The organism is Chitinophaga sp., assembly GCF_036569125.1.
Lineage (GTDB): Bacteria > Bacteroidota > Bacteroidia > Chitinophagales > Chitinophagaceae > Chitinophaga.
Genome location: NZ_DATCRF010000637.1, coordinates 1 through 12,062 on the forward strand (window position 1 = coordinate 1; position 12,062 = coordinate 12,062).

The window sequence follows — 12,062 nt, forward strand, 5'->3', positions numbered from 1 at the left end:
ACCGGAAGCGCCGGTCACCTGGGCGAAGCGCTGGTGCGCACCCTGCGGGATATGCAGTATGAAGTGATTAGCCTGGACATACTGGCCTCTCCTTTTACCACGCATACGGGTTCTATTGTAGATCGTGATTTCGTAAAAAGCTGTATGCAGGGCGTACAAACTGTTTTCCATACCGCTACCCTGCATAAGCCACATGTAGGCACCCATAGCCTGCAGCAGTTCATTGATACCAACATTACAGGCACGCTCAACCTCTTACAGGAATCCGTTGCCGCGGGGGTGGAAAGTTTCCTGTTCACCAGCACCACCAGTGTTTTTGGCGATGCGCTGGTGCCACCGGCAGGCGAGCCGGCGGCCTGGATAACGGAAACGGTTACACCGGTCCCTAAAAATATTTATGGCGTTACCAAGGCTGCCGCAGAAGATCTTTGCCAGCTGTTTTACCGCAACCATAAGCTGCCCTGCCTTGTGCTGCGCACTTCCCGCTTTTTCCCGGAAGAAGATGATCACAAGGGCATGCGCGATGCTTATGCTGATGCCAACCTGAAAACAAATGAATACCTTTTTCGCCGGGTGGATATTGAAGATGCAGTGAGCGCGCACATTGCAGCAGCGCCACGTGCAAAGGAGATTGGCTTCAGCAAATATATTATCAGCGCTACCACGCCCTTCCAGCCCGGTGATTTGCAGGCGCTGCGCGATCATGCGCCGCAGGTGGTGGAAAAGTATGTGCCGGAATATGCCGCCTTATATCAGCAATACGGCTGGCGCATGCATCCCAGCCTGGACCGGGTATATGTAAATGAAAAAGCGCGTACGGAGCTGGGCTGGCAGCCAAAGTATGATTTCCATTACCTGGTGAACCAGTTAAAAACAACGAACGATCTGCGAAGCCCTATGGCTAAGCTGATCGGCGCTAAAGGGTATCATGCGGAAGCTTTTTCTGAAGGGCCTTACCCCGTGCAGCATTAAACACTCTTTTTATCATGATAAGCCAGGCAGTGGTCACAAAGGCCCCTGTTAATGTCCTGTTCACCCGCCATGGGGCAGCTGCAGGCAGCCTACATTTGTGTTATTAAACAAATTCAGGATCATGAGAAAGCTAATACTGCAAGTACAAACATCCGTAGATGGCTACATGGCCGGTAAGGACGGCGGCGCCAGCTGGATGTTATGGAACTGGGCCCCTGAGTGGAGCTGGGATGCAGATCTGCAGCAATACCATACAGATCTCAGCGCATCTGTTGATTGTATATTGCTTAGCCGTAAAATGGCAAAAGAAGGTTTCATTCACCATTGGGCCGGCATGGCAAAACAAACCGGCAATCCACAGGCGCGGTTTGCGGGTTATATCAGCCAGGCGCAAAAAGTGGTATTCACCAAAACGCTGCAGAAATCTGAATGGGAAAATACAGTGCTTGCCAAAGGCGATCTTAAAGAAGAAGTTAATAAGCTGAAACAGGCAAAGGGTAAGCATATTATTGCTTATGGCGGTGCTGCCTTTGCCGGCGCGCTCTTAAGATCCGGACTGGTAGATGAGCTGCACCTGGTGGTTAATCCCGTGGCTATTGGACAGGGCTTATCTGTTTTCAGCAGCTTAACAGGGCCGCTGCCTTTTTCTTTAATTGCTGCTACCGGCTATAACAGCGGCATGGTACTTTTAAAATATGGTAAACCTTCCTAAAGAAAAAGCCGTATCTGATGTAGATACGGCTTTCTTCATATTTTCAGGAAACGGCATCCTTGCCGATCACCGTCCAGTCGTCATTTCCATGCCCTTTTTCAATCCAGCGGTCCATTTCTTTGGCAATGGCCGGTATTACGGCTAAGTTAGTACCACCTTTTGCAGCTGCTTCCATAAACAAGCCGGTATCTTTCCGGGCCATGTTCAATTCCCAGGAAGGCTGATCATACTTGCCGCTTGATACTCTTTTCAGCCGCGCAGGCAGCATAGCTGCGGGGTTCCAGGAATCAAACAAGGTAGAGATATCGCCCAGCGGTATGTTCAATGCTTTAGCCAGTGAAAGCGTATCTGCAATACCTGCGGTAAAGCTTACCAGGAATAGATTGCCAATGAGCTTCATACCGGCGGCCCGGCCTTCTTCCGGGCCAAAGTTGATGACCTTACCGGTCATTTGTGACAAAGCCGGCTCCAGCTTTTTAATTACTTCCTGGTCGCCGGATACCAGCATATAACCGGTGCTTTCCAGCGCATTTTGCGGGCCCATAAATACCGGCGCATGCAGGTAAGTAAAGCCGCGTGCCTTCCAGTCTTTAGTTCTTTGTATAGCGCCTTCTGCAGAAGTGGTAGTGTGATCAATAATGATGGCGCCTGGTTTAAACCCTGCGCTGGCATTGGCCAGCACTTCGTTTACAGCGGCATCATCTTTAACAACAATATGGATCACATCTGCACCGCGTACAGCATCAGCTGCCTCCGCAAATGCTTTGGCGCCGTCTGCTTCCAGCGCAGTGGCTTTAGATGCCGTTCTGTTCCAAACCTGCACCTGTACGCCTTTTCTGATCATTGCTCTTACAAAATTGGCCCCTAACAGGCCCATGCCTAAGAATGCTACCATTGTTTCCGTGATTTGAAATAAAGATAGCAAATGTGCATTGTATATGCCTACACGTTTTTATACACTCCTGCAAACTCATGTGCAAAATCTGCCAGCTGTACTTTTCCAAAAGCAGTGCCCTGGTGTTTGCGGTAATCATCCAATAAAATGTCGCTGCGCAAAGCAGCACCTATTTCAAGAATGTATACCCTGGCCATTTCCTCCGACAAACCGTTCTGCAGCATACCCTGTAACATCTCCTCGTCAGAAAAACCCACCCATTGCAGGTTTGGCTTACCGATGGCCGCTCCCAATGCGGCGGCTATCTGGCCTCCGTTCTTTTCATCACCGGCTATATAGCGTACCTGCTTACCCGTAAAATTCAGGGTATCCAATGCCTCCGCAGCAACAGCTGCAATATCTGCCGGGTGCGACAATACCATATTTACCGTAGCATCAAAATTATTGCCGATAATGTGCTGATGTTTTATCATGCCCATTGCGCCAAAGAAGTTGGTATAGAACATACCGGGCCGCAGGTGTAACACATGCGTATCTTTTAGATCATTCAGCTTAGCTTCCACATAATGATTGGCTCCGGCAGGCCCGGGACCATCAGGCATATGCGCGCCAATGCTGCTCAGGTTCACCACATGCTGCACGCCGGTTTCCGCAATGGCATTGGCATATCTTTCACCGGCTGCTTTCATATAAGCCCGGAGATCTTTGGAAGTATAATCAGGCGGTATCATGGTAAATACGGCATCTGCCTTTTCAAATGCGCGCAATAAAAGATCAGCATCTTCTATAGAGCCAATAACCGGGGTGGCATTTAACGCCTCAATGGCGGCCGCTTTCCCCGGATCATGACTTACCACCTTTACCTGGTGTCCTTTTGCAGTTAATGTTTCTGTAAGGCGGCGGCCTATATTGCCCAGCGATCCTGTAATAGTAATGTTCATAGCTTTAAATTTTACTACAGCAAAACTAAATTTGTACTTACTTTTGTACAAGTACTTACCCTAAAGTATGTAGCTATGACCAAGGTAAAAGAAAGCTCCACCATCCAGGAAAATAAGAAGAGCGCATTTGAGGAATGCCCGGTTACCTATGTAATGGAAAAGATAGGCGGATACTGGAAACCCATTATTTTATTCCAGCTCTTATCCGGCAGTAAACGCTACAGCGACCTGCGGAAAGCCATTCCCTCCATTACAGAAAAAGTGCTCATCCAGCATCTGAAACAGCTGGAAGCAGATCAGCTGCTAACCCGCAAAGCCATGCCGGTAGTGCCTCCCCATGTTACCTACAGCCTTACAAAATCAGGGCTGGCCTTAAAGCCGGTGTTGTATGAAATGGCAGTATGGGCCGTGCAGGATAGTAAAGAAAATGCAAAAACATTCCGCAGGAACCTGAAAAGCTTCCCGGGAATGAACTGAATAAATTGAGCGTATTAATTTTTACGCGGGATCATAAAGCCCCGGTCTTCTTTCGTGAAGCCTATTTTAGGATAGTATTCCATAGCAGTAGGCACCGATAGTAACAGGATCATCGTTTGCTCGCCTACTTTTTCCTGTACCAGGTCCACCAGCTTTTTTCCAATACCTTGTTTCTGGTAGTCTGATCTTATTGCCAGGTCGGCCAGGTAAGTGCTCCATACCCAATCTGTAATACAACGGGCTACGCCTACCAGCTTATCATTGTCCCATGCAGTAACTATTAGGTTTGAGCTTTCGTACATTAATGCAATCCTTTCCTGGTCATGTATGGGGCGCGGCAAACCTGCATTTCCATAAAGCTCAATTACCTGCTCCGCGGTGGGTATTACATCATACCTGTATGCTAATTCCATATATAGGTTCTTATTTTTCTCCTGATCTGTTGTACAGGAAATCCAGCGCCGCGTGATCGGTCATAGGCTTAGTTTCCTGCTTTTCACCCAATATCATTATTTTCTTATCGTTCACATTATAGGCCTCCCATACCGGCAATCCGCTGCCATTTGGATTTCCGGTGTTGGCAAAATTAGCCCAGTAAGCACACATTACCTTTGCCAGCTCCTGGTCTGCCGGTTCCCAGGGGCGTTGTACAAATTGCAAATTGCCATAAGCATAGGGCACTTCTGCTGTATGAAAAGCGCCGTACTTCACATACCCGCCGGTAGCTGGCGGTTTGCGGGTAAAGCGGTATACATACACTTTACTTCCATGACTGCTTTGCATGTTGGCCCAGGTATAATTCTGCACGCCAAAGATCTGGTCACGGGAAAGCTTTAGCTGTGAAAGCGCCGCTACTGAATCATTTGTCGCAGGATAGAACTGCAGGAATGTTTGCGCATCATCACCGTACCAGCCGGCAGCCAGCTGCTTAAAATCTGCTGCATTTTTCACGGGGCTGAATAACAATCCTTCATCCTCATTCCAACCTGTAAGCAGGCTTACTTTATTTTCTTTGCGCTGCGCAAATATGTTTATGATGGCATCCGGCAATACATACCCGTCAATAACAGGGCCACGGAAGCCCTCCGCTTTTTTCAGCAGCTCTTCTGCAGGCAAGGCCCGCAGCTCATTGATGGTGGATACATGAAACTGTTTCATCACCTTTTCACCATCTTCTTCGCCTCTTTGCAAGGTCGCATTTCCATTGGTAAAGCTGCCGCCACTTTCTGCAATGGCCTTTTGAAATAAGCCTTTTGCCAGTGGCGATGCTACCAGGCAATTCACACTCATGGAACCGGCAGACTGCCCTGCAATGGTTACATTACCAGGATCTCCGCCAAACTTTGCAATATTTTTCCGTACCCATTTCAGCGCTGCTACCTGGTCAAGCAGGCCGTAATTGCCGGAGGCATGATACGTTGCTTCTTTGCTTAATGCAGGATGCGCTAAAAATCCGAAAATGCCCACGCGGTAATTAATGCTTACAAACACAATTCCCTTTTTTGCCATGGCCTCACCATCATAGATCGGCACTCCGCTGCCACCGCTCACAAAACCGCCGCCATAGATCCATACCAGCACCGGGCGTTTTTCTTTAGCATCCTTTGCGCCGGTCCATACATTCAGGTACAAACAGTCCTCACTGATGGGTGTTTCCGGTATCAGAAATTCGGCAGACCACATGCTAAAAGGTACCGGTTTATTTTGCATGGGGCTGGGACCAAAGCGGTCACAGGCTTTTACCCCTTTCCAGGAAGCTACGGGCTGCGGCGCTTTCCAGCGTAATGCACCTATGGGTTTGGCTGCAAAGGGAATGCCTTTAAAAATATGAATGTCGCCGGTGGTATTAACTGTGCCTGATATGTAACCACCTTCTACTTTGATCTTATCAAATGCGGCATCGGTTGTAAATGCACAAACAGTCAGGACAAGCAATAAGGCAAAGAAATAAGCGGTCCGGGTATAGATCTTCATAACGGGTAACTTTTCAATACGTGAATATTTTGAGGTGATCCTATCGTGCACCTGGCTTCCTTATTAAAGATAATGAGAAAGAGCGGGAATCGGTAACGGCGGAATGAAACAGCAAGGGTTTTAAAACAGCACTTAATATTATTATAAATATAATATATTTGTACGGGACCTCTACAAGTATGAGTACAACACCATGACATTCAAAGACAAATTGCCTGTCAGCTATTTGCTTTTTACAACCCGTGGAAGGATCAACCGCCTTACTTACTGGGTGGCATCTTTATTTATATGGAGCACCTTTTACGTGTTGTATAACATGCTGAACGCGGCTTTCACCCCTGCCGCCACTTTTGTTATTTATCCATTATTATTCTGGGCCTTGTTTGCTACAGCCGCTAAACGGCTGCATGATACCAATAAAAGCGCCTGGTGGCTGGCCTTCCTGTTAGTACCTGTGGCAGGGCCGGTATGGCTGGTGTGGTTACTCGGCTTCCGGAAAGGTAATGTATACCCGAACCGTTTTGGCGCCGTGCCCGGCGCTGCTGCGGATTATTATAAAAATGATGCCGGCGCCCTGATACCGCATTTGAAAACGGAAGAAAGGCTGATCAACGATGTTACACAGCTGAATCCTGTGCTGGTAGCGCAGGTAGTAGTACCACAAACGGTGGAGGAGCTGCAGCAGACAGTGCGTACCACCGGCAAGCCTCTTTCGGTAGGCGGCGGGCGTTTCAGCATGGGCGGGCAAACTGCCAGCCCGCAAAGTGTTCATATCGATATGCGCGCGCTGAATAAGGTGCTTGCATTTTCTGCAGAACAAAAAACCATCACCGTGCAGGCAGGCGCCCGCTGGTGCGATATACAGCATTATATTGATCCGCATGGGTTAAGCATCAAGATCATGCAAACCTATGCCAACTTCACTGTGGGCGGGGCGCTCAGCGTAAACTGCCATGGACGTTATATTGGCCTGGGACCGTTGATCCTGTCGGTACGTGCACTGGATGTGCTGCTGGCTACCGGTGAAATAATACAGGTATCGCCCACAGAAAGATCTGATATTTTTTATGCCTGTGTGGGCTGCTACAATGCCATTGCCATTATTGTAAATGTAACGCTGGACCTGGAAGACAACATCGCCGTTAAACGGCAGCAGGTGAAAATGAAAGGGAATGCCTACAAGCCGTACTTCTTTGAAAATGTGCGGGAGAATAAAGATGTGATCTTTCATAACGGTGATATTTATCCGCCGTTCTATAAAAATGTACGCGCCGTAAGCTGGGTACGGACCGATGAAAAGCCTACGGAAAAAACCAGACTGATGCCGCTGGCAGCTGCTTACCCGCTGGAACGCTATTTTATGGGCGCTTTCAGCAAAAACCATTTTGGGAAATGGCGCCGCGAGTTCATCATTGACCCGCTGTTATACAAATTCAAAAAAGTGCATTACCGCAACTATGAAGCGGGATATGATGTGATGGAGCTGGAACCTGCTTCCCGGAAACAAAGCACCTATGTGCTGCAGGAATATTTTGTACCGGTGCAAAAGTTTGATGCGTTCCTGGCATTGATGTCGGAGATCTTTATCCGGCATAATGTGAATGTTATCAATGTATCTATCCGCCATGCAAAGGCAGATAGCGGCTCATTGCTGGCCTGGGCCCGGGAAGAAGTGTTTGCCTTTGTAGTGTATTACAAACAAAATACAGACGATGCGGAAAAAGGCCGCGTAGCCGTATGGACAAGGGAGCTGATAGATGCCGCACTTTCCCTGGACGGGGCTTATTACCTGCCCTATCAGCCGCATGCTACCAGCGAACAATTTCACCGCGCCTACCCAAGAGCCAAAGAATTATTTACACTAAAAAAAGAGCTGGATCCAACGGGTAAATTCCGCAACGTGATCTGGGACACTTACTATAAATAACCTGTATATGCAATCTGAGTTCAAAGCCGTATTTTCTGACACTAAATGGAGCGATGATTTTTACCGCTTCCTCCAGGTGATCTTTCATTTATACCCGGAAGATAAGTTCCACCACCTGATAGCTGCCACCACAAAGGAAAAAGCTACCGACGAAGAAATTTATAAAACCGTGCAGCAAAAGCTGCCGGGTATAAAACCTTTCCTTTCCGAATTTACGTTTGCATTACCTGCGCTGAAAAAGCAGAAGAAAGAAATGGCCCGGCAGGTATTACAGCTGCTGGGTGAACGCAGGAAAATTAATGGTTACCTGGAGATCGGCTCTACGGGCCGCTATATCAGTGAGCTGCGCAAGCATATTACGCTTAGCGGCAACATTTATTTAACCAATGATATTGCGCCCAGCAATGCGCCGGGCGATATTTTCGAGCGCGGGCAGCTTCGTAAGCTGGGTACATTCATTCCGCTCGACTATTCTCCTATTAAGGCAGCTGACATTCCCGATGAAAGCCTGGACCTGGTAACCTGCCACATAGGGCTGCATCACTGCCCTGATGAGCTGTTAGCCGGTTTCATGCAATCCATTCACAGGGTATTAAGAAAAGGGGGATTGTTCATTATCCGTGATCATGATGTAAAAACACCGGCCATGGCCACTTTTGTATCGCTGGTGCATACGGTTTTTAACCTGGGGCTAAAGGTAAGCTGGGAAACAGATCACGGTGAATACAAATCATTTAAATCAATTGACGAGTGGAGCAGGATCATTTCCTCCTACGGTTTCAAAGACCAGGGTGCGCGGATACTGCAGGATAAAGATCCTTCGGATAATACGCTGGTATCATTCATCAAGCTGTAAGTATGAAACGGTTGTACATTCTCACTTTTTGTTCCCTGTGTTTATCTATGAGCATTTTCTTTTTTAAGCGGCAGCCGTCAACCATAGCGGCCGGCAAAGGTTTGGTGATCCCAAAGGAATGGCTGGTGGCCAACAAGAATCCCCTAACGCCTGCCAAGGATGTAAGGCCGGCAGATCAAACCTTCCTGACCTTCCCGGAATGGTTCCTGGTGTTTAGCCCGGAGGAGCAGGCTAATTATTTTAAGCAGCATACAGCTACTACATTCCCGTATATGCGGCATACTTCCCAAATATGGAAAAGCTACCGCATTGTAAATAAACAGATCAAAGGAAATTTCCCCACCAACTGGGGATACCATTTTATGATCTGGGTAATTGGCGTAAGCACTACGGTGGAATACACCGCAAAATCGTGGTATGAAACTATTGTAGGCCGGTTAACGGATACCGGGCAGCCCGTTACAGCTGAAGACCAGTTTAATGCAAAATATACACAGGACTATGTTGCTTTTATTAAAGACCTGCCCTGGTACCAGTTTGATTTTAAAAGCCGCTTAAAAGAACTTTGGAAAAACACCTCCCTTTCCGGCCCTCATTTTTTCCGCAAGTGGGAGCGCAGGTATATGCTGACCACTGAGCTTGCGGTAAAATTTGTATACGGAAAATTGATCGGCATTGGCACCAAACAGGTGTATGAAGTGGCATTGCTGAATACCGCCGTGGTGCTGGATGATGACAGCCTGCATTACCTGCCCCGCTACGACAAGTTTGCCGCCGCCGCCCTGGAGCTGGCGCAGCAGGGACATAGCTTTAAGGAAATTGCGGGTAATAACTCCGCCATCCTGTTAACCGTATGGGTGCCGGCTGATCATAAAACAGATTTTGCCAATACACAAACGGTGTTTATACAGCCCATTACTTCATACCCAAGTATGAAACGGGTGGCTATTGCTACGCCGGTAGGTGCATTAAGCGGGGTGCTGCTGGAGCTGAGTAAAGCGGGTGTGAAAGTAGAGCATGTGTTTGATTTCTGAGCGATCCTAGGCATTGAGGTCAATATCAATATCGTATTTATCCAGCAGGCCTGCAATGCCGGATAAGGAAAAGCGGGTCTTTTTCAGCCGGTTCATTTCCGGGTCAATTGAATAGTTATAGGCCGTGCGGAGATCTGTTTTTTCCAGCAGGGTGTTATCAAAGGTAGCCCTGGTAAGATCGCAGTTATCGAAAACAGCGCTTGTGAGGTCGCAGCCGGTAAAATCAGCTTCCTGCAGCTGCGAGTTCTTAAAGATTATTTTTTTGAGCTTAAGCTCAAAGAACGAAACGTGGTTCAGCGTACAATTATCAACACTAAACGCCAGCCCGAATTTATTACACTCATCAAACCGGAGCCCCAGCATTTTACAATCCTTAAAAGTAATATCCCGGAAAGCAGTGTTTTTTAATTTAGCCAAACTCAGGTTACAACCGGTGAATGTGCAATCCAGGAATTTTATTTCGGCCAGGTTAGTATTGGAAAGATCGCAGTTCACAAAGATGCAATTCTCATATTCACCCACCTCCAAAGCGGTTTCGGAAAAGTTAACCTTATCGTATGTTATATCAACTATTACAGGTAGTTCCATGATGGCAGCTGCTTGTCCTTAAAGATAATCATCCTGCCCGTTCTATCCGAAAATATCCCTGTTCGTCGGAATTTCATTTCTTATGTAAGGCGCCGGGCGTTGATTTGCAATATTAAAAACTATTTGCTCATGGGTACTTTACATGTTATTAATATTGCCATCCATGTAATTGCAGGTTCTGGTGCCCTGCTTACGGGTCTGGTGGCCCTGTCTGTTAAAAAGGGCAGCAAAACCCATCTTTTGTCCGGGAAGGTGTTTACATGGATGATGGGGATTGTGATCTTAACAGGGCTGATGGGCGTATTTGCTTTTAAGCGGAATACCTTTCTGCTGGTGCTTACCTTACTCAGCGGGTATAACTGTTTCAGCGGCATCAGGGCCATGCAGCTGGGTGGTAAAAAACCGGGAGGCATCGACTACTGGGCGCCGGTAACGGTAATGGCAGCAGCTGTTTATTACCTGTATTACATTCATAGCCTGGGGTTGTATTGGTCGCCGGTTGTTATTTACTCCACTCTTGGGGCGTTATTCTTAATTACCATTTACGATCTTTCTAAAGCGCTTATGCCGGTTAGCCTCCTTAAAAAAGCGGTTATCTATGAGCATATTTATAAAATGGTCAGCGCATTAAGCGGCCTGGCATCAGCTTTTACCGGAACTGTTTTCCCGGATCATAAGCCTTACAGCCAGTTCCTGCCTTCTGTACTGGGTTTGATGTGCATTATTGTTATCTTTATCAGGGTTGGCAATAAACCAGGCAACCCCATTCTCCATCAATCAAATTAAAATGCACCCGGCTATAAAAACTTTACTGATCTGCATCCTGACCGGGCTGGCTTTTGGCTGCTTCCTGTATTTTAATTATGATCACAGGCCGGCACGCATCATCATGACGTTGCTCTCCAATGTTTGTATCGGGTCGCTCATGATGCTGACTATTTATTTCAGGCATTACTTTACCAACATAAGCGGTTACCAGGCTGTGAAGGTGATTATTATGATCGGCCTGCTGGTGCTGGCAGCATTGCTGGGTTCTGAGATCACGTTCTTCCTGCAATCGTACCTGTTGGCAGATCAGCCATACCAGTGGTTTAGCGGCGGCAGCATTTATATATTGAATATATTGGTGGTGCTGGTGATCGGGATCCCCGTTTATGTAAGTGAGGAGTGGAAGCATGTTTTAAATACGCGGATCTTAAACCAGCAATACCGGGTTTTACAGCTGGAGCAGCAGCAAACGGCCTTTGAGCTGGAGCTTTTGCGGGCCAAGATCAATCCGCATTTTTTGTACAATGTGCATAATACCATTGCGGGGCTCATCTCCAAAGACCCGGTGAAAGCGGAGGAGCTGGTGCTGCTTTTATCAAAATTCTTCCGGTTCACGCTGGACAAAAGCAGCGCTACCTTTCATTCCATCAATGACGAGCTGGATATCATCAGCACTTATCTGCACCTGCAGCAAATACGCTACGAAGACCGCATGACTTACACCATACAGGCAGCACCGGAAGTGCGGCATTTGCAGCTGCCCTCCTTTATACTGCAGCCGCTGGTAGAAAATGCAGTAAAGCATGGCATAGAGCCCAGCGCTGCCAGTGGCTGTATTGAGGTAAAAATAGTATTGGAAGGACAACAGCTGATCATTACGGTAGCGGATCCCGGCCCGGCATTCCCGGATACACCCGG

The 12,062-nt window shown here is 47.6% G+C and carries 13 protein-coding genes; 8 read left to right on the forward strand and 5 right to left on the reverse strand.

Annotated features, from left to right (window positions below; translation table 11 throughout):
• A partial coding sequence (locus VIM87_RS23815) for an NAD(P)-dependent oxidoreductase (RefSeq protein WP_331999430.1) occupies positions 1 to 972 on the forward strand: 972 nt, incomplete at its 5' end.
• Between the two features lie 121 nt (positions 973 to 1,093).
• Positions 1,094 to 1,684, forward strand: coding sequence for a dihydrofolate reductase family protein (locus VIM87_RS23820; protein ID WP_331999431.1), 591 nt, complete (start codon positions 1,094 to 1,096; stop codon positions 1,682 to 1,684).
• A 43-nt stretch (positions 1,685 to 1,727) separates the two neighbouring features.
• On the opposite strand, the gene VIM87_RS23825 is transcribed toward VIM87_RS23820, so the two are convergent.
• Together VIM87_RS23825 and VIM87_RS23830 are read right to left on the reverse strand one after the other, a co-directional pair.
• Positions 1,728 to 2,579 carry an NAD(P)-dependent oxidoreductase gene (locus VIM87_RS23825; RefSeq protein WP_331999432.1) on the reverse strand — a complete coding sequence of 284 codons (852 nt, stop codon included), beginning with the start codon at positions 2,577 to 2,579 and terminating at the stop codon, positions 1,728 to 1,730.
• 47 nt (positions 2,580 to 2,626) lie between these two features.
• A complete protein-coding gene (locus VIM87_RS23830; RefSeq protein WP_331999433.1) occupies positions 2,627 to 3,520 on the reverse strand; it encodes an NAD(P)H-binding protein in 894 nt (297 codons plus the stop codon).
• A gap of 75 nt (positions 3,521 to 3,595) precedes the next feature.
• Between VIM87_RS23830 and VIM87_RS23835 the strand changes: the two genes are divergently transcribed.
• Entirely contained in the window at positions 3,596 to 3,997 is a 402-nt protein-coding gene (locus VIM87_RS23835; RefSeq protein ID WP_331999434.1) for a helix-turn-helix domain-containing protein, read from the forward strand.
• A 14-nt stretch (positions 3,998 to 4,011) separates the two neighbouring features.
• Here VIM87_RS23835 and VIM87_RS23840 read toward each other — a convergent pair whose 3' ends face one another.
• Entirely contained in the window at positions 4,012 to 4,410 is a 399-nt protein-coding gene (locus VIM87_RS23840) for a GNAT family N-acetyltransferase (RefSeq protein ID WP_331999435.1), read from the reverse strand.
• A 10-nt stretch (positions 4,411 to 4,420) separates the two neighbouring features.
• Positions 4,421 to 5,971: a carboxylesterase/lipase family protein gene (locus VIM87_RS23845; protein WP_331999436.1), complete on the reverse strand. Its 1,551-nt coding sequence runs from the start codon at positions 5,969 to 5,971 to the stop codon at positions 4,421 to 4,423.
• Between the two features lie 193 nt (positions 5,972 to 6,164).
• On the opposite strand from VIM87_RS23845, the gene VIM87_RS23850 reads away from it, so the two are divergent.
• Genes VIM87_RS23850 through VIM87_RS23860 form a run of 3 tightly spaced genes read left to right on the forward strand, consistent with a single transcriptional unit; the run spans position 6,165 to position 9,788 of the window.
• On the forward strand, positions 6,165 to 7,898 hold the full coding sequence (locus VIM87_RS23850) for an FAD-binding protein (RefSeq protein ID WP_331999437.1): 1,734 nt from the start codon (positions 6,165 to 6,167) through the stop codon (positions 7,896 to 7,898).
• A gap of 7 nt (positions 7,899 to 7,905) precedes the next feature.
• On the forward strand, positions 7,906 to 8,754 hold the full coding sequence (locus tag VIM87_RS23855; protein WP_331999438.1) for a class I SAM-dependent methyltransferase: 849 nt from the start codon (positions 7,906 to 7,908) through the stop codon (positions 8,752 to 8,754).
• 2 nt (positions 8,755 to 8,756) lie between these two features.
• A complete protein-coding gene (locus VIM87_RS23860) occupies positions 8,757 to 9,788 on the forward strand; it encodes a hypothetical protein (protein ID WP_331999439.1) in 1,032 nt (343 codons plus the stop codon).
• Positions 9,789 to 9,794: 6 nt separating this feature from the next.
• Here the strand turns inward: VIM87_RS23860 and VIM87_RS23865 are convergent, their stop codons facing one another.
• The gene (locus VIM87_RS23865; protein ID WP_331999440.1) at positions 9,795 to 10,376 is read right to left on the reverse strand and encodes a pentapeptide repeat-containing protein; all 582 of its coding nucleotides are present in this window, start codon (positions 10,374 to 10,376) and stop codon (positions 9,795 to 9,797) included.
• Positions 10,377 to 10,505: 129 nt separating this feature from the next.
• Here VIM87_RS23865 and VIM87_RS23870 point away from each other — a divergent pair, with 129 nt between their 5' ends.
• Positions 10,506 to 11,162, forward strand: coding sequence for a hypothetical protein (locus tag VIM87_RS23870; protein WP_331999441.1), 657 nt, complete (start codon positions 10,506 to 10,508; stop codon positions 11,160 to 11,162).
• Position 11,163: 1 nt separating this feature from the next.
• A partial coding sequence (locus tag VIM87_RS23875) for a sensor histidine kinase (protein ID WP_331999442.1) occupies positions 11,164 to 12,062 on the forward strand: 899 nt, incomplete at its 3' end.